4 protein-coding genes are annotated in these 19,448 nt (G+C 52.0%); 3 read left to right on the plus strand and 1 reads right to left on the minus strand.

The genetic code is table 11. The features are described from left to right. Positions 1 to 7 precede the first annotated feature (7 nt). The 3 genes from ACYQ27_RS04390 to ACYQ27_RS04400 all read left to right on the plus strand — a co-directional run bounded on the left by ACYQ27_RS04390 (position 8) and on the right by ACYQ27_RS04400 (position 5,368). The gene (locus ACYQ27_RS04390; protein WP_460041074.1) at positions 8 to 2,191 is read left to right on the plus strand and encodes a hypothetical protein; all 2,184 of its coding nucleotides are present in this window, start codon (positions 8 to 10) and stop codon (positions 2,189 to 2,191) included. Positions 2,192 to 2,776: 585 nt separating this feature from the next. Further along, positions 2,777 to 3,760 (plus strand): galactose-1-phosphate uridylyltransferase, encoded by a 984-nt coding sequence (galT, locus tag ACYQ27_RS04395; protein WP_460041075.1) that lies wholly within the window; start codon positions 2,777 to 2,779, stop codon positions 3,758 to 3,760. A gap of 57 nt (positions 3,761 to 3,817) precedes the next feature. Next, complete coding sequence (locus ACYQ27_RS04400; RefSeq protein WP_460041076.1) at positions 3,818 to 5,368, plus strand: dihydropteroate synthase-like protein; 1,551 nt, start codon at positions 3,818 to 3,820, stop codon at positions 5,366 to 5,368. 30 nt (positions 5,369 to 5,398) lie between these two features. On the opposite strand, the gene ACYQ27_RS04405 is transcribed toward ACYQ27_RS04400, so the two are convergent. After that, positions 5,399 to 19,366, minus strand: a complete 13,968-nt coding sequence (locus ACYQ27_RS04405) for a PGF-pre-PGF domain-containing protein (protein WP_460041077.1) — start codon at positions 19,364 to 19,366, stop codon at positions 5,399 to 5,401. Positions 19,367 to 19,448 lie beyond the last annotated feature (82 nt).

The raw sequence follows: 19,448 nt of genomic DNA on the forward strand, positions 1-19,448 counted from the left end.
TGTGGTGATGGTGAGAAAAGCCTTGTTGCTGACCGTGCTGGTCATTCTCATGATGGTCGTCTCTCCAGTGGGTGCCCATTTTGACCCGCCCGGTCAGCCCGCGGTTCAGGTAAACGTGTATTTTATAGGCATGTCCCTGAGCGAGGATATGGACGACGGTGCGAACGGATACGCGGACATAATCGGCACGTATAAGGTCACGCACAGCGGGCACGGCACCAAAGACGGAAAGATCGACATGTTCTACTACGACTGGGACACGCTGAAGGGCAAAAACGGCTACATAAAAAAGCGCCTGCTCTACAGCCACAAGGAGTGCTCCCCGATAAAGCCGATAACTGTTGAGGTCAGCATGGAGGAGCACAACACCATCCTTTCAAACACGCCCCTCGGCTCAGGCTCCATAACGGTCACGAAGCCCGGGGTGTATGAGATAAAGCTGGACAAGGGGAAGGCTCTCATAGAGGTCAAGGTGACCCCGGCGGTTCTGTATTCCGAAAAATGCTCCTACTTCTACGACCAGCCCCCGGACTATGCGAGCAGCATTGTGACGAGCTCCGGTGGCTATGTCTACGACTGGCAGCTTGCAAACATGATACACATGTGGATAGCCAACAGGACGGGCTACGCGAACATGGTCTTCATATTCAACCAGTGTTTCGGCGGAGGGATGATCGACGACCTTAAAGAAAAGCTGAAGGGGACTGGAGACGCGGCATTCTTGAGCGCTTCCAGGCATAACGAAGCATCTTGGGGTCTCGCCGATGGATACACCCCTTCAAGCTGGCCGGAGATGGCAAAAAGAGGGTTTAAAAAACCTGAAGGTTACTACCCGAAGGAAGTTGGAGAAGAGCTGGCGAGGACGGGTAAGGATGCCCCAACGATGAGGGAGATTGCCAGAAGAGCAGAGCAGCAGGATCCACGCGGCCCTTACGGGTTGGACTCTAAGGAAACCCCCCAGTACACCTCAATTGGAAAGGGCGACAGCATAAAGATAGGCAAGAAGGCCGACGGCTCGGACGTGAAGAGCAAACATGCTATTCTCTTCGCCGGAAATGCAAACAGAAGAAGGCACTGGAACAACCTCGACAGGGCGTACAAAGCCCTCAAAAAGCACGGCTTTACGGACACCGACATAATAGCCCTGGCTGGAAATGGAAAAACGATGCCCAACGGTACGAATGTGCCGAGTTATGTGGACGGACCCGGAACGAAGAAGGCCCTCTATGAGGCAATTGTGAACGTGAGTAAAAAGATGAACAGGGACGAGCAGCTCGTGTTCTGGGTTTCCGACCACGGGAACAGGGAGAGGATAGAGCTCTCCATTCTCAAAGACATCATTGACCCCGTAAGACAGCCCGTCCCTCCAAAGCGGACGGCCAGAAGACCGGAACAGGTCTCGTGGGACCTGGATGAGGAGTTCCTAAAGGTGATGGCGCTTGACCCCAAAAACCGACCCTACGTGAGCATACTCGTTGAGGCAACGCCCAGTGTGGTTGAGTACGGCGAGGTGCTCTTTGAGAACATCGCGCTCTATCTGAACGGCGAGAGGCTTGAGCTCGCCTTCGCTGAGCCCGTAATCGCCTACGACGACGAGCCGGATCTCGATGCCTTTGAGCTCGTATATCCCGTGGATGAGACGGTTCTCGGAGAGGAGAACCTCATTGAGGTTGGGTGGTCGGGAGATCCGGAGATGTTCATCAAGTACTCCATAACCGGGCTCATGATAAGCACGGGGGGCATAAACGAGCTTGAAGCCCCGGCGGTCGAGCTTCCCGAGGAGAAAACGCTCTTTGAGCTTTTAAAGGAATATGTCCCGGTTTACAACGAAAACGCCGACAATCTGCCCGGCTTCCTCAAAAGGATAGCCGGGAATGAGAGGATAGACCTTGAGATAGCCCTTGAGAACGGAAGCGTCCTCAACATAGGCATCGCGACGGAAGGTGGCTATATAACGGAGTTTTCAGAGGGAGGAATTCCGGAGCCCACGATGAGGGCGTGGACAAGCGAGGATGTCGCGAGGAGGATCATAAGCTCGGAGGACCCTGTGAGCACGGGGGCAAATGCCCTGAAGATGGGGGAGATAAGGTACAGCGGCGTCGGGTTCGTGAGGACTTTGAGGGTCTTTGTCTTTAAAGTGGTCATAAAGGTGTACAGGGTGGTGGAGGTCATAGGCGACATCTTTGGCTGACTTTTTTATTTTGTTGCCTTCACACTTTGTAGAACAAATCCGCCCCTTTTAGAATTGTGAATGCCTCGTATTTCACGTTCCAGAGTTCCAGGAATTGGTGTAAACTTTATAAGGGACTAGTGCATAGTGTATTATCGAGCCCGTGAGAATGATCGGGCTCAGGCCCTTTGAGTGGTGGCCCTGGCAGACCCTTATGAAGCCAGGGATGCACCGTGAGAAGGGCTTATGATTAACCTCTTTTTATAATATCCCCCTTCTGTGGAGTTCTTTCCCAAGAGATTTGGGTTCCTTTCATAGATTTCTCTGCTTATGTATGCGATATTGTCGGTGAGGAGGACGATGTGGCGGAATTCCCACCTTCTCTTGGCGATGCTTTTTTGGCTTGTTTGTGAACCTTTAGCTTAAGCATCACACTCACCGTTATACAGTTAGTTCCTTGTAGAAATTTCTATGGTAGAAGTGTTATCATGATAACAAAATCCGATTTTTCTTGCTCTTCTGTTATCATGATAACATCCACTCCTGACGCCCCATTTCACCGAAAGAAAAATTAAGCTCAACTGCCATTTTTTCTCTGGTGAGAGGATGAGGGAGCTCCGCTACAACCCTTTAACCGGCCAGTGGATAATGGTGTCCGCCGTGAGAAAAGAGAGGCCCTGGCGCCCCGGGAACTTTTGCCCCTTCTGTCCGGGAAGTGAGGAAACGGGCTCTGGCTGGGAGGTTCTGCTCCTGCCGAACAGATTTCCGATGCTCGATTTTAAAGCGGAAAAGCCTCAAAATGGAGGTTTTTACAGGAAAGCGAGAGCTATCGGGCAGTGCAGTGTTATAGTGGAAACGCCGGAGCATAATTTGAGGGATTTAGACGACCTCTCTCATGAGCAGATGGTTGGGGTTGTTGAGCTGTGGAAAAATGTAACCATAGAATTGAAGAACAACCCCCGCGTTGCCTACCTCGCCATCTTTCGAAATAAGGGCGAGGAAATTGGTGTGAGCTTAACCCACCCCCACGGCCAGCTCTATGCCCTGCCCTTCATCCCCCTAAAGGCCCGTCTGAAAATTGAGAACTCAAGGAGGCACCACAAACGCTCCGGTGAGTGCCTCTTCTGCCGCATCTTGGAGGAGGAGATGAAGGGGGAGAGGGCCATTTATGAGAACGGAAGCTTTGTGTTATTCATGCCCTTCTTTGCAAACTGGCCCTTTGAGGTGCACATTTACCCCAGGCGCCACATACAGTGGCTGACGCAACTGGATAGGGGGGAAATTGAAGACCTGGCCGACGTTCTTAGGGTTGCAACGGCCACGCTCAACGCCCTCTTCGAGAGGCAGATGCCCTACGTGATGAACGTCTATCAGGCGCCGTTTAAGGGAACTTATGAGTTTTATCATCTCCACATTGAGTTTTATCCTGTGCTGAGGGATAGGGATAAGCTCAAATACGCCGCCGGAATCGAGCTCGGCACCTGGGACTTCACCTACGACGGGGTTCCGGAGGAGAACGCCCGGAAGCTCAGAGAGGCGTGCAAAAAGGCAGCTGGGAGGGGTAATTTCAGAGGAACCTGCTGCAGCTGAGGACTTTCTGCCGTTCCATGCAAAACCTCTAAATACCCCTGCGGACAACATCAGATCATGAGAATCCTGCTCGTGACCGGGAGGATAGCCGAGCCGCTGGTGAGAAAATACGGCATGGGCTGTGACGTATTTGTAACGCCGGTTAGTGTGGCTGCCTTTTTAACGCCGGAACTTATAGCACGCTATCTCGTGAGAGGTGGAATAAAAAGCGAGGACTATGATATGATTCTGATTCCCGGTCTCGTCAGAGGCTCGGCCCAAATAATCGAGGAGGAGCTTGGTATCCCCGCATTTAAGGGGCCGAGATACGCCTTTGACCTGCCGCAGATTCTAAGGGCTTTGCGGGAGGGTTTCAGGCTCAGCAGGGAGGTTCCGGCCGATGATCTATTCATGAGGGATGCCATTAAGAGAGTCCAAGACATAAAAAACAGAACGAAGAACAGGAGTTATATTGAAAAAGCACTTAAAAAACCGTACAACTTTTTAATTGGCAGCCTGCCGGTTGGCTTTGACTTCCCGCACAGGATTCTTGCCGAGATAGTCGACGCTCCAAAGCTGAGCATTGATGAGATAGTCAGCAGAGCGGTTTACTACATTGAGAGTGGGGCTAACATCATAGACCTCGGCATGGTGAGCGGTGAGACGAATCTTGACTTTATTGAGGAGATTCCGGAGATAAAGGAGGCCCTGAGAAAAAGGGGGTATGATGTGCCGGTGAGCTTCGATTCATTGAACACGAAGGAAATCGAAAGGGCATTGGACTATGCTAACCTATTCCTCAGCATTGATGGTGGCAACATCGAAGAGCTCGTAACAGAGAAGCCTGTTGTGTTGATACCTACAAACCAGAAAAAGGGCTTTTTTCCAGTGAATCCCGGGGAAAGGGTTGAATTTCTGGAGAAACTTAAAGAAAGAGCTCTTGAGCTGGGCTATAAACACATCATCCCGGATTTAATTCTTGAGCATATTCCCCGCCTTGCCCGCTCCATCACGGCCTTTCAGATTTACAGGGATAGACATCCCGACGACGTGCTTCTAGCCGGCGCTGGCAACGTTGTGGAGATGATCGATGCGGACAGTGTCGGAATAAACGCAGTCCTTGCCGGTTTTGCCAGAGAGCTGAAGATATCGCTGCTGCTGACAACAGAGGTCAGTCCGAAGTGCCGCGGAGGGGTTAGGGAGCTGAGAAGAGCTTTAGACATGATGCTGTTCGAGGTGCCGAAGGATCTGGGCTTTGACCTGCTGATTCTGAAGGAGAAGAGAAGCGAGAAAGTTGAGTATGAGATTAAATCTCCCGTAATTGAAGCCAGAGGAAGGGAGACCAAACTTGAGGGGATTTACTTCAGGATTTTTACAAAGGAGAACAAAATATGGGTGATTGCCCACAGAGGAACAGAGCAGATTTTAACGATAGCAGGGGAAGAGCCGGATGCCATAATTGACACAATTTTGGAGCATTTTCAAATTTCACCGAGACATGCTTTTTACCTCGGCAGAGAGCTTGAGAGGGCTAAGACCGCTCTTAAACTGAAGAGGTCATACGTGCAGGAAGCTGAGCTTTTCAGGGAGTTTTATCTGAAGAACTGCCCTACCCGACCTGAAGGATGAGGCGCTAAAAAAGGTAAAGTAGGGGAAGGCTCACCGCCTCCTGTAGAGGTAGACCGCGAGGGCCAGCAGTGCAAGGATTCCGAGGGCGTAGTAGAACACTCCTTCAGCGTTTCCTCCAGTTGCGGGGGAGCTTTCGGTTCCTCCTGGCGTGTTTGTGGGTGTGCCCGTTGGGCCTTCAACAGGTGTTTCCGTCTCTGTTCCTGCTTCCTCCGGTTTCTCAACCTTCAATTTCTCCGCAACTGCGAAGAGGGATAGACCTGGAACTTTAACAGTGTAGTGCACGTACTTTGCATCCTCATAGTCCAAGGTCGGTTTGTACTCAACCCAGCCGTTTTCATAGTGAAGGAGGAGAACCCTCTCGGGGCTCACGTTGTTCCTACCCAGCCACTCCTTTGAGACCCTGAAAGCGATAGTCACGTTGGTGATTGACCAGTTGGCCGGATGGGTGACGTTAAAGAGGGCGTAGGTCAGGTATGCATAGCCCTCGGGAGCCTTTACGCATCCTGTTTTCTGATAGACGGCAAGAACCCCGGTCAGATTGCCCCCTGATATGAACGACAGGAAGTACATGTCCGTCTTTGTCCTGATGCGGAACGCCCTGCCCGCTACTGCGTTCACAAGGGCGCCATCGACCTTTTTCCTCTGCACAGGCCGCTTCTCTATGGTTATGTTAAAGCTCCTCCTGGAGCTGAGATTACCGTAGAGGCACCTGACTGCGAGGAGGTATTTTCCGGGCTTCAGCTTTGCCGTTCCCACGAAGCGCCCTCTGCCCGTTTTGTTCCCGAGCGTCCATGATACAGCACATGGCTTCGTCGTATTTATGAAAATGCTCCCACCGGAATAGAGCTCAAGCGGCGATGCATTTATCTCCGGGGGCTTTATCTCAACGCTTTCGTTCTTCGGCACAACGATGCTGATGGTGTTGTTTGCCGTTCCCTTCAGCACCGTGGTGTTTCCGTGCACTGAGAACTTCGTATTGTTCGATGCTATGCCGAACATCGGCTTTACCTCAAGCGCTCCACGGTAGTGCCCGATTCTGGTGATGTTTGCCCTCGCATACTCTTCATCTATACTCATATCTATGTGTACCTCATCATCCTCAGGCAGTTTTCTGAGGGTTCCATTTGCCCTCAGTATTATCCAGCTCCCGTTTATCGAGACGTTCAGGGAGCTGATGTTCCTGAGGTATGCTCCGGCAAACATTTTAGCATACATCTCATTGGAGAAGACCATTCTGACCGCCGTAGCGTTCTCAGGTTTTGGTTTGAGCATCATTAGCAGCTTTCCGGGGCTGTCGATATTTATCTCTGCCCTTTCAAGCATCCCTTCAAACAGCGGCCCTATTGAGAGGGATTTTGTGAATGCTGTGTATTCAGCGTGATAAACGTCTTTTTTGCCGAAGGTTATGGTGCTGTTGCCCCATCCAACCCCCTTGTCACCGGTGCCTCCAAAGATTATCTCTCTGTCGGCCTTTTCCATCTCAACAGTGTAGTTCCCGGGCGGATCAAGAACCACTATCTGTCCTCCCTCAGGAACGGGGGCGGTTGCCACATAATACATGAGGAGACCAAGTGAAATCGTCGTTGTCACCAGTGCGACCGGGCCTGCACTTGCCTTGTCGACCATTTTTTCTGCATTTTCCGTTCCCTCCTCCAGTGCGCTCTGGTATGATTGGGTCTTCTCAAGTCTCTCCTTCACGACCTCCTTTATTATCTCCTCAAGCATTTTCATGTTCAGGGTTTGCATCGATGAGGCCGAGCTCTCCAGACCTTCCTGGGTGTTGCCCTGGTAGTATGCGTAAACCGCCTTCAGGATATCGTAGAATATGTCCAGATCCGCTGCCTCAAGAACACTTTCTATCAGGAGCATTCTGAGGTCTTCGTCGAGTATCATGGCCTTTCCGAGGGTCTTGACGACTTGGAACTGCTCGTCGCCCGACAGTTCGTCTATGTTTTCGAGCTTCTCGTAGTAGTTCGGGGTCATGTCCTGCTCCCTCTCAAGTTTGGCCATTTCATCAACGCTGAGACGGACTATCACAGTAGCGTTGCTGTTCATCAGGGTCTGGTTGAGATCCCCGGCGTTGGGACTGTTTTTGATGGTGGTGAAGTTCCACTCGGCGTTGCCGGAGGCTTCCTGGAACTCCATGGTGGTCTCAAAGATGTTTATCAGTTTGAGTATGGCCTTAATTACCCCCATGGCTATAGTCTCTGCAGGAACCTTAATTCCAAGGGCGGAAAGGACACCGTTCAGACCTATAGCAACGACCTGCAGCTCATTTCCGAGCAGGGAAGGCCGGGCATTAAATTCGACCCTGTAGTGCACGCCTCTCTTGCTGTGGTGTGCTATCGCCTTGAATGTGAAACCGGGCGGGATTATGTGATACCACTTGTAGCCCTCCATCGGTCCGAAGGATCCCTCGGCGTAGTAGTCGTAGAATACGTTGTCATTGGTATTTCTGAAAGTCAGGTACGTGTTGTTGTCCTTCACAGCATTTACGGTAACGAGTATGGGGTCGAAGCTGACGGTCTTTGTGTGGAACGACTTCTCAAGAGCCTTAACATAAACCTTCTTTGTATTCACAGCAGGGGCCACGTAGTAGGTGTCGTTCTTCACATGTCCCTGAGCATCGACCGGCTTGAATACGATGAGCATGTAGTTCGTGTAGTAGCCGGTATAGTTGTAGGGCGGCATGTCGAAGGGCGGAACCCCTTCCCACCACGACATCCAGAGGTCTTTCCCTATCCTCATATCCCCGGGCCCTATCATTCCAAGCATGTTAGTAGCGGAGGGAGCATCCTTCAGGGCCGGGGACATTGGCTCTATAGATGTGCTGTGACCCTTGAGGCCGAGGCCATTAAGGAGGAAGTAGTCCCTTTCTGGAATGGTCTCCCTGATGGTTATCCCATCTATATATGTCCCTGAGTCCCCTATGTTCGTAAATGCCAGGCTGAAGTGATAGCTCTCCGCGGCTTCAAGGTTTTCGTCCCCATCTCCATCGTAGGTGTAGTCTATGCCCGCTATGTTGACCCTGTGGCATGAATCGGGATGGTTATTGCAGTATTTCTCGCTGAAGGGATATGCCCTCAGGCTCTCCAGCCTGAAAACAGGTCCAAAGTCAAATGATATAGTGGAATCCTCCTCTCCGAGGAGCTCACCACCCTCTCCGTAGAGGCGCACCTTGAGGGGAATCACCTTGTTCATCGGGAACTCTTCCGGCTGGGGATCCCATCTGAGCTTTATCCAGTCATAGACCGTAAGCGGGAATGCCGTGCTGTACCTGACCGTGTCGTTGGCCTGAATCGGCAGCCATACGGTTATCCTTCCGGTGTGCCTCTCAATGTAGTCAGGAAGCACGAGTTCGAGCATTACGGTTCCGTTTAGAGCCCCGAAGTTCTTCAGGGTTACGGTTACATTTGCAAATCTCTCTCTATAGGGGATTACCATATGGCTGTTGGGCGTGTTCGCATTCTCGACCTTGCTAAGGGTGTATATTGCAGTGGGATGGCTCGTCTCGACGTTTATCAGCTCTATATCCGCGTTCCTGAAGTAGACCCTCCTGACGGCACTCATCTTTCTTCCATCGGAATCAATGGCCGTAAACTTCAGCGCTCCGGAGCCGGAGAGCTTTCTCAGCACGGTGTCGAAGTATATGTAATCATCGTAGATGCTCTCACCCGGCTGGGAGCTTCCTATGAGTGTCTCGGTTCCGTTGTAGATCAGGGTGTAGTTCACCCGGAGTATTGGCCTTCTCGAAACCGCGGTGCCGTGAAGTGCCACAACACCCTTGACCATACTCCCGTTCGATGGCAGCACGTCGAGGGAAACCGAGAGAAGACTGGAACCCCAGCCGTAACCGGTGCTCGTTACGCTTCCGAGGGTCAGGCTTCCCGAATTCCTCTCATCGAGGATGTCGTAGTTTGCATCGGCACCTCCGCTCCGTGTGTACATCACGCCGCCGCTGTATCCCGTCACCTTCTTCGGTGTGTAACCTCCCCAGTCCGTCATGTTGAAAATCACCGGGCCGGCAGAGATTATATGCACGTCCTTCGTGTTCATGAGGGAGTTGTTCTCCGCTGTTAAGGATGAACTCGAATTAAGGAGGATTCCAAGGTCGTTGTCCTGTATCAGGCTGTTTGTAACTCTGCCTCCAGCAATTTTCAGGCCTATCAGGTTTCCGTTTATCGTGCTGTGGTCAATGGTTCCCGTAGAGGTGGCCAGCACACCCACCCCATTTTCATAAACCACACTGTTGTGCAGCACAAACGCCTTTTCCGCCTCTATGCCAACGTCATTGTTTGTTATGTAAGAGCTCTCAACGTTGAGTCCTGCCCCCGAGAACTTTATACCGACGCTGTTGTTCCTCACTTCAGTCCCGTAAATTTCAACGCTTCCAGTGTTCGAGCAGATGCCGCAGCCGAATCCCCTAACCGAGCTACCGTTCAGTGTTATCATCGCTCCGAGCATCGTCTCTATTCCCTTACCTCTTCCCGTTCCTATAAAACTCGTGTTCTGGGAGTAGAGCGTTCCCCTGATCCTCGTGGAGCCGGAGATTTGTGAATCCACAAACCTTGCGGGTCCGTCATAAACCGAGACATTTCCATGCATTTCCGCCTTTACGAGGCTCAGCCCGGTGTTCGATGCATGCACGGGGATTTTGACGACGCTGTCCGTTATTCCAAGCACACCTCCCCATACGTAGAGGCTGGCATCAAAGGCACCCAGGGACAGGTAGTTTGAGTTGTCGGAGGGAACCTTCACATGCACAGCTATGACGTTCTTTCCGGTTCTCAAGTATCCAGAGACATCCGTGAAGCCGGTCAGGGGAGCGGCGGTTATCCTTCCTCCGCCCCATCCCATGCTGAACGTCAGCTGTGCCCGGTGGTTCAGTCTGTCCAAGACCTTCATTCCGTTGATGTAGACCTCAATCCCGCTTATGGCGTAGTAGGCCAGAACGGCTTCGTTGGGAAGCTTATCAACCGTGATAATCTTCTTGAGATACAGGTCGGTGAACTGGCCGACTTCGGTATTTGCGTCATTTCTGCCCTTCGAGAAGCTTGCAACGAATGGTGCTTCTCCGCTCTCCATGCCCTCTGTGGAGTTGTTGTAGGCCCAGTCCTTCCCGGGATAATCCGTTGAATAGAACCACTCATCGGTGCCGTTCAGAAGGGTTCTCTTAACAATGGCCACAGGCTCAAGTCCGTAGTGATACGTCCTGTCGGCAGTGAAGCTCCCTCCTTCTATCGTAGAACCCCTGATGAGAACCTTTTCGGATCCGAGGGAGAGGGAGGAATTCTTAACGGCGGAGTTAAGGATAACGAGCTGGCCGTTCTCATTCACCCTGAGGTTCGTATCCAGTAGTTCATCGCCAACGATCAGGCCGCTTCCAGTTCCATAGACCTTGATGCTCCCTCCCCTCAGGCTGTAATCCTGCAGGGTCAGTTCGCCGTAAGCCTGTGCCTCCATGCCATAGCTTTGACCGCTTTTGAGGACAGCCTTGGAGCCCGGCGAAGCAATAAACTTAAACAGAACTTCTCCTGTTTCAATGCTTCCACTCACGTTTGTGTCCTTCATAACCGGCGTTGTTGCTGGATATCCTGATAGGATCACCGCGGTGGGGCTTCCTTTGAGAGATGAATTCTCCACCACTGAGCTGCCCGGTGAGATGATGCGCAGGTTGCATTTTTCGTTCGAATCGAGGAGCGAATTCACGAGCCTGAAGGAGTAACCCTGAATCTCAAGGCCGATTCCATTTCCCCAAGCGGTGATGTTTTCCAGCAGGGCCGTGCCTCCGGTTCCGTTTATGAGTATGCCGGCCTCACTGCTGTGCCCAGCCCTGAGGTTTCTCAGGGTTACCTCAGCCTGCCCATCCACGTATACCCCGTAGGTACCGTCGCTGAAGGTGCTGTCCTCAATCTTAAGCACACCTCCCCTGAAGATTAAGCCGTTCTCCGGGAAGAATGAGCTATCCTCAACGACCAGCGAGCCGTTTGCTGTAACATCTCCCCTGATTACACTCCGCAGGATGGAGACGTTTCCGCTGAGGAAGGTGTAGTATCCGCTCATCTCCGAGTTAATTATGCTAACCCTGCTCCCCTCCAGCTCCCCCGAGGAGAAGCCCTCAAGCTTTGAGGCGCTTACTGTAAGGACACCGGAGCCGTTCATCCACTGGGCATCGAGAAGCGAGTTATCGAGGACTCTAAGCGTTCCGTTTACCTCGGTTCCGCCTGTAAGGTGAATCCGGCACTTCCTCATCTCCAGCAGACCATTTTCCGTTATCAGCAGGCTTCCATTTATATCCATATCAAAGCCCCTGCAGCTCTGGGTGTTGTTTACGACCCAGTCGCCGTTCCTCCTGGGCCCGATAAAGACTTCGTAATCCTTCACCCCTTCAAGGCCGCAGCGCGTGATAGCTTTGATCTTTACCTTATTAGCTCCCTGCACGAGCTCCCCGGTTAGGTTGGCCGTTCCGTTGAATTTCACCCACTCCCCTCCGTTCACGGAGTAGTAGAAGGCCTCCACGGGGGTCAGGTTGTCGTAATGCGCCTTAATTATCACGTCCTCATCGCCGTAGTAGAAGTTCTTCAGCTCGACCCAGAATTTCGGCTCCTCGGCGTTACCGCAGACTGAGAAGCTCCTCTCCGTTTCGATGGCTTTTTTGCAGGCATCGATGGCAGCGAGGTGAAGGCCAACCTCAACCGGTCTGCCTTCCTTTATCACCCTAACCAGTTTATTCCTGAGACCCCACAGGTCGAGGAGGAACGTGGCATTGAAAGTGTATACGTTAATGCCTTTCAGCTCTTTCACGTTGAGGAGATTTAATGTTGGATTGAATTCTCCGGTGATCCTTTCACCGAGCACATCGACCTCGTAGATATATTTCCTTGCCAGGGTGTTCGTCCTGAAAAGGAAGCTCACCGGGAACTTCAGGGACATGGGGTCCATGGCCGGGGAGGTTATTTCCATGCTGCTCTCCTTAAAGAAGCACTCCCCGCAGACGGAGAATGATATCCTCCCCATCTCCTGACCCCTCAAATAGGTATCCCATGCGGTTACAAAGAAGGTGTAGTTTTCGCCCGGAATCACAGGAACGCTCAGAGAGCAGGTCTTCCCTGAAACTTTCATTGGCATCTCTTCCCCGTTCCATGTGAGGACACAGCTGCTCAGTGCAAGACTCGACTGAACTTTTATGGTTACCTCATTCTTTTCCGGTTTCACTATGGAGCCGTTCTCGGGGGTGGGCTTTATGTAGGAGAGGTTGAACGGCGGAAGGGGAACGTTGAAGCTAAGCTCGGTAAAGTTGCCCCTGTTCCCGTAGGAATCTACTGTCCTTATGTAGAGGACGTGGTTTCCATGGGCTGTGCTCTTTGAGTACTCCATTAGATGGCCGGGGCTTCCGCTTATATTTGCGAGGAATGCATCGGCCCAATCGATAATCTTCTCGCCCTTTTTGCCCTCCGTGATCCGGGGGTCAAGGTAGAGCTCCACGTGATCAAAGTCGTCATCATAGGGGTTTCTCCACGAAAGGGTGAAGCCGGAGCTGTCGGTCCTGACGACCGGATTAACAACATCCCCCGGCGGTGTTGTATCCGAAACATTGACCGCGTAGTCCATCGAGAGTGAGTTTCCGGCGGCGTCCCTGATGGATATACGGTAGATATTGACTCCTGTTTCCTTCGTCTTTACCAAAAAGCCGAAGGGGACCCCGCTCGAATACTCGCCGCTCCATATTGGGGACTGGATAAGGTGTGGTTTGGGGTTCAGGAAAACGCTGTAACTTCCGGGGTGTGCATCGCTGACGTTGAAGAGGAGCCAAGCCCTCGAAAGCCTCTCAGCCCGGTAGGTGTTCTCTCCCGCGAGGGTCATGTTGACGGGGTGAACCCATATGACCTTGGGCGGTGTTGAATCCACGACGATTACCCTGACCTCAGTGGAGTTCCAGTTTCCTGCCAGATCCCGTCCGTAAACCCTGAAGGAGTGAAGCCCATCCCCGGAGCACAGACTTCCGGAGTAGCTCCAGAGACCTCCCGAGGGGCTCATGGTGTAGCTCGTTCCATCAAATTCAAGGATCGCCTCAGCGAGCTCTTCACTTGCGTTTATGGTTATGCGCATCGTGCAGCTCCCCACGAGGGAACCGTTCTCGGGAGTTGGTTCAACGAAGCTAAGGGATGGAGCCCTTGTATCAACTGTAATGCTCCTCTCTTCGCTGAATCCCGGGTTTCCGGCAACATCCCATCCCTCAACCTGGAAGGCATAGCTCCCGTCGGGGAGGGTAATGCTAACACTCCACTGGCTGTTCGCTTTTTCCAGAACGGTTCCGTTGAACCTGCTGTCGTTGGAGAGGAGGACGGCCTTCGACAGTTCTTCACTTGAGTTTATCCTGAACTCAACCTCCGAGACGTTCAAAATTGAAGCGTTTTCCGGTGTTGGGGGGATAAACTGAATAGTGGGGGGTGTTGTATCAACAACTTCGACCGTAAAGTCCTTCTCAGCCAGATTCCCTGCCCTGTCCACGGCAAAAATGGAGTAGCTCAGGTTTCCAACCGAACCTGTGTTTAAACTCAGGACAATGGCCTCAGCGTTTGAGTAGTTGCCGGTTTTTACCGTCTCCCCGTTCAGGAGGATTGTGTAGTTGGCCGGATGCCGGTCGGTGATGACCACGCTAACATTTGCCTCCGAGCCCCTTTCAACCTCCTCCGGTGCAGTTACCTCTATCCCCGGCTTCTCCGTGTCGACCTCGAAGCTCCTGACTTCCGTTGAATTTTCATTTCCATGGAGATCCGCACCGTATGCTCTGAACGTGTGCATCCCATCGTTCAGTGCAAGAGCAATGCTCCAATCAGTTCCTTCTCCTTCCATGGAGTAGTTCATCCCGTCGAGCTCAAGGAGGGCAATGCTCAGGTTCTCGCTGGAGGAAATTTTGAACGTTATGCCGCTCTGGTTCAGGAGACTTCCATCTTCGGGGGTGGGGGGTTTAAAGCTTATTGATGGCGGTGTTGTGTCCACGATTTCAACTGTGAAGGAAATGCTGGACGTGTGGCCTGCCGTATCGTTTGCCTCAACGGTGTAGTTTAGAAGGCCGGTTTTCTCGGTGTTTAAGTTCAATACAAACCTCTCTCCTCTTGAGTAGTTGCCGGAAAGCAGGAGCTTCCCGTTTTCGAGAACTCTGTAACCGGCTGGATGCGCATCGTCGAGGGTTATCGTGACGTTTGCAGATGCTCCCATCTCCACAACGGAAGGCGCGTTCACGGTTATCTCCGGCGGCGTTGAGTCCACCGTAAAAAATCTGAGTCCGGTTGAATTCATGTTTCCTGCAAGGTCTTTCCCGTACCCCCTGAACCCATGCCGGCCATCCGGCAGGTTGAGGCTCAGATGCCAGGTTCTTCTGCTTCCCATCATGCTCATGTTTGTTCCATCGATTTCAAGAACCGCCATGCTGAGATTCTCATTCGAGGTGAGATTAAACGTGATGAGGGAGTTTCCGGCAAGTGAGCCATTCTCAGGTGTGGGTTTTACAAAGTGGAGTGCTGGAGGTTCATTGTCAAAAATCCATATAATGACGGTTTTTCTGCTCTCCCACCCAAGGCCATCGGTCGCTATGACCGTTATGTTGACGTTTCCGGCATTTTCAGTGGTGAATGAGTAACTAACTTTTGCCGGAGAGGTGGGGATTTCAGAGTGCGCCTTTTCCACACCGTCCTGCAGGATCCTTATTCTCAGGGGGTGTCCATCGTCGGCGGTCTGATCTGTGACGGTTATGTTCACAACAACTTCCGTATAAATCCCGGCTTCCTCTGGTGCTTCAAGGCTTATATCAGGAGGAGTTGTGTCAACGCTTATCAGCCTCTCTTCGGTTCTGTTTGAGTTCCCTGCCCTATCCGAAGCAACGACATAGAAGTAATGCTCCCCATCGGACAAATTAAGGGTTATGCTGCCCCCTTGCATGGAGTATGTTGAATTGTCGATGTGGAGAACTGCCTTTCCAAGCGCTTCGTTCGAGCTGATGGAGAAGGTTACGCTGGAGAAATTGAGAATCGAACCGTTTTCCGGAGTTGGTGGAATAAACCACACTCTCGGAGGTCTGGTATCCAAGGTGAAACATACCATCCCTGTCGAGTTGGTGTTCCCGTGCTCATCTGTGCCGTAGGCCCGGAAGCAGTGTGTTCCATCGTTTAAGCTGAGCTTGAGATTCCACAGCCTGCCGGAACCTGACATCGTGTGGTTTGCTCCGTCGATTTCAAGAACCGCCATGCTGAGATTCTCATTTGAGGTGAGGTTGAAGACAACGTCTGAAATGTTGGTTATAGTTCCGTTCTCAGGGGTGGGTTTTACAAACCAAAGTGCTGGCGGTGTTCTGTCGGCTTTTTCCACCCTTAGAATCCACCAGTGATGCACATAGCCGTTCTCGTTCTCGGCGGAAACGCTCACGTTCCAGATTCCCGGAATCAGGCTGGAGTTTGTATAGCCCGACACCTGCCCCTCCTCTGAAAGAACCGCGCTTCCGTTTATGCTCCATGTAATGTTTGCCCGCTGATTGAGCTCAATGCTGAAAAGGACGCTTTCATTATCCAGAGATGAAATTTCAGGATTCTCGGGTGAGAAAGATACCATCTCAAGCCGTTCCCTGACCCGGAAGCACATCTCCGGCGTTGTGTTTTCATGCTCAAGCGAATCCCTCGCGGTTATTCTCCAGCAGTATAGCCCGCTCAGGCCTTCCGTTGAAATTGTGAAGTTCGTCCAGCCGGAGTATTCCACCATTCTCACGCTTCTCCATTCACCGTTTTCGGTGGCGTTCGTCTCAAGGCTGGCAGTTTCGGGATGGGGCTCATCCCAGAGGACATGAACTTCGATGTTTTCTCCCTCAAGAACGGAATCGCTGCTCTGACCGTAAGACACATAAAGGGGAGCTTTTGTATCAACCTCAAAAGTCCTTGTTTCTGTTCTGTTGAAATTCCCGTGCATATCCCTGCCCGCACCATAGAACTCGTGGACACCATCATCGACGGACAGCGTAACGCTCCATTCCTTTCCTGCTCCTTCCATCTGATGCCCTTCCCCGTCTATGTAAAGCACGGCAGTGCTGAGGGATTCGTTCGAGGTCAGGTTGAATGTGACCTCAGAATCTCCGGTTAGGCTTCCGTTCTCCGGTGTTGGCGGAACGAACTTTAACGCGGGTGGTGTGGTGTCGGTTTTTACGTTGAGGATCCATGAATGCTCCGCCTTCTCATCCCCGTGTCTCGCCTCCGCCGTAACGTTCCAGAGTCCGGGGGTGAGGCTCGTGTTTGTGTACGTTGATGTCGTTCCGCTTTCCCTCAGAACCTCGCTTCCATTCACAAACCACGTGACATTTACCTCTTTGTTCAGCTCTATTGAGAACGAAACGCTCCCGTTGTCCCAGACCGTGATGTTCCCGGCTTCGGGGGAGAACGATATTATCCTGAGCCTTTCCTCGACCTTAAAGCACATCAGGGCTGTTCTGTTTTCGTTTCCAAAGGTGTCGTTTGCCCTGATATACCAGCAGAAGGTTTTTCCGGCGAAGCCTTCTCCGGTCTCTATGGTCCAGTTGCTCCATCCATCGATGAGTTCGAGCGGTATTCTCATCCATTCAAGCCCTTCGCTCGCATTAGTCCAGAGCTCCGCTGAGGAGGGATGTTCATCCTCCCATTTTGCAAATACCTCAACGTTATCGCCCTCAAGAACGGACTCGGCACTCTGGCCGGCGGCTATAACTTCCGGTGGGGTTGCGTCTATCTCCACCGTCCGCTCTTCGGTGCTGTTTGCCACACCTTCAACGGAACCGTAGACCCTGAACGTGTAGGTTCCATCATTAAGGCCTCTCTTTACAGCCCACCAGTTCCGTCCATTTCCGCTCATGCTCTCGTTGGCGCCGTTCCATTCAAGCGTGGCGTTTTCAAGCTCGCTTGATGAGGTTACGTTAATTATTATGGTTCTCACGTTCAGCATTGCGCCGTCTTCAGGCGTGGGAGGAACGAACAGCAGGCTCAGGCTCGGTTTTGGGTAGACGTACCAGACCCAGCTGTGGCCATCACTCCCGTTGGCGTTGGCAATGAGGGCCCTGACGCTGTACTCCCCGACCCTGGCGGTTGAGTTGGTGTAGGTGGAGTTTCTAACATTCTCCTCCCTGTAAACCTCGCTCTCCCCAACATACCAAGTTACGTTGACAACCTGATCCGCCTCGACTGAAAAGCTCACCACATCACCCTCATAGCTCTCCACGGGGCTTTTCGGTGAATACAATACTATCCTGGGCGGGGAATAGACTCTGAAGCACTCCACCGGCGTTCTGTTGGAGTGTTCAAGCTCATCAAACGCCTCTATGTACCAGCAGTAGAGACCGGGTTCGTCGAGTGAAACGCTGAAGTTGCTCCATGGGCTCTCACTCAGCACTTTCTCATCGAAAACTTCCCATGAACCTGTCACGTTCATCCAGAGCTGGGAATAGCTTAAGTGAGCGTCACTCCACCTGGCGTAAAGAACGATGCTTCCTCCGGGAGACATTCCATCCTCGGTCTGCCCATAGAGCAGATAGTCCGGATTTTTGGTATCCACCTCAAAGGTTCTCTCCTCGCTTATCCCCCTGGTTTCTCCCGGGCCCGTGCCATAGACCCTGAAGGTGTGCTCTCCATCTGAAACCGTCGCTGAATACCACCAGCTCCTCCCGGAACCGCTCATGCTGTAATTTGAACCGTCGAACTCAAGGATTGCCTCGCTGAGGTTCTCGCTGGAGGTCACGTTTATCGTTATGCTGGAGTAATTCAGCAGAGAGCCATTTCCGGGAGTTGGGTCGGCGAATGTGAGAACGGGAACGCTCAGGGTTGTAGCGGTATCGTTTACCCAGGTGGTGTTTATATTGCCGTTCCTGTCCTCGGTTAGTATGCCTATTGTGTGGCTCTCACCCGGTGAAAGCCCTTCAAGGTTCCAGCTGGTGCCGGTGGTTCTCCCTTGGAACTTCCCGTCGATGTAAACGAGAGCCTCGGAGAAGTCCTCGTCCTTTGGGTTGTCCCAGCTCCAGTAGATGTAGTCGGTTCCAACTTCGTGGCTCAGGTTTTCCACGGTTCCCGGCGGTGTTGTATCGACGTAGAAGCTCACCTGAGCACTGGCCAGCTCCTTCCCTGACACCGCATACACTATCAGTGAGTTCTTACCCTCCTGTGCTTCTATTGTCGTGTTGGGCTCGAAGGTGACGTTTTCGTCTCCATTCAGGGAGTAAAGCCATTCATCAACGGGCTTGTTTGCGGTAACGTTGAGGTCTATGACTGTCGTGTTGTATGTCCTCTCCTCCGGGGAGAGAATGGTTATCTTCAAAGGTTCGCCCTGACTGGGCTCGTACTCGACAGAGATGTCGTCGAAGTAGATGTTGGAGGCCATTGGAGTGTCGTCCCAGCCTCCTATGAGAAGCTGGAAGTTCGTGGTGTTCTCCATACCTGTTGTTGGTACTGTTTTCAGGAGAACTCCATCTTCCCAGTACTCAAAACGGTCTTTGTAGAGAACTATCCTGAAGGAAACGTATGTTTGCGGGGCATCCCGTGAATCGCTTAGTGTGTCCTCGGGGCAGTCATAGGTTATCTCGTGGGGCCATGTCACGTATCGCACCCCAAAGTATTTGCCGGTATCGATGTCATATACCCTGAACCACATCTCCGCCGTTCCGGGATTCAAAATTTTCCATCTTCCTGAGAACGTTACCGAACTCCAATCACTAATCAGTATATCCCTGCTTTTCAGGAATGCATGCTCGCTTACGTAACTTCCGGTTCTATGGCCGTATGTCGTGAAGTGAGCTTCACCGTTTTCTTCAGCGTAGGTATTCTCGCTCCCGGCCATATCTTCCGTCCATTTCGTTGTGTCAAGCTTGTTATCGTTGAAATCATCCTGAAACACCACGTTCCCCTGAGCGCTGACAGGAGTGAATCCAACGAATCCCACGTTTAGGTAAGAGCTTAAAATAAGGTATATTAGGAAGATGGTAATCCTCTTCATCTTCTCCACCACCCTGTAAGAAGAGACCCAAACTGTTGCTGAAGGCATCCCCTAATTCTGATTAGAAGAGAATTATTCCAGC

It is taken from the genome of Thermococcus atlanticus (assembly GCF_054657855.1).

What these genes read in the sequence shown, in the direction of transcription:
- ACYQ27_RS04405 (WP_460041077.1), bottom strand. Translation starts at nt 19,366, where the DNA reads ATGAAGAGGATTACCATCTTCCTAATATACCTTATTTTAAGCTCTTAC.
- ACYQ27_RS04400 (WP_460041076.1), top strand. Translation starts at nt 3,818, where the DNA reads ATGAGAATCCTGCTCGTGACCGGGAGGATAGCCGAGCCGCTGGTGAGA.
- ACYQ27_RS04390 (WP_460041074.1), top strand. Translation starts at nt 8, where the DNA reads ATGGTGAGAAAAGCCTTGTTGCTGACCGTGCTGGTCATTCTCATGATG.
- galT (WP_460041075.1), top strand. Translation starts at nt 2,777, where the DNA reads ATGAGGGAGCTCCGCTACAACCCTTTAACCGGCCAGTGGATAATGGTG.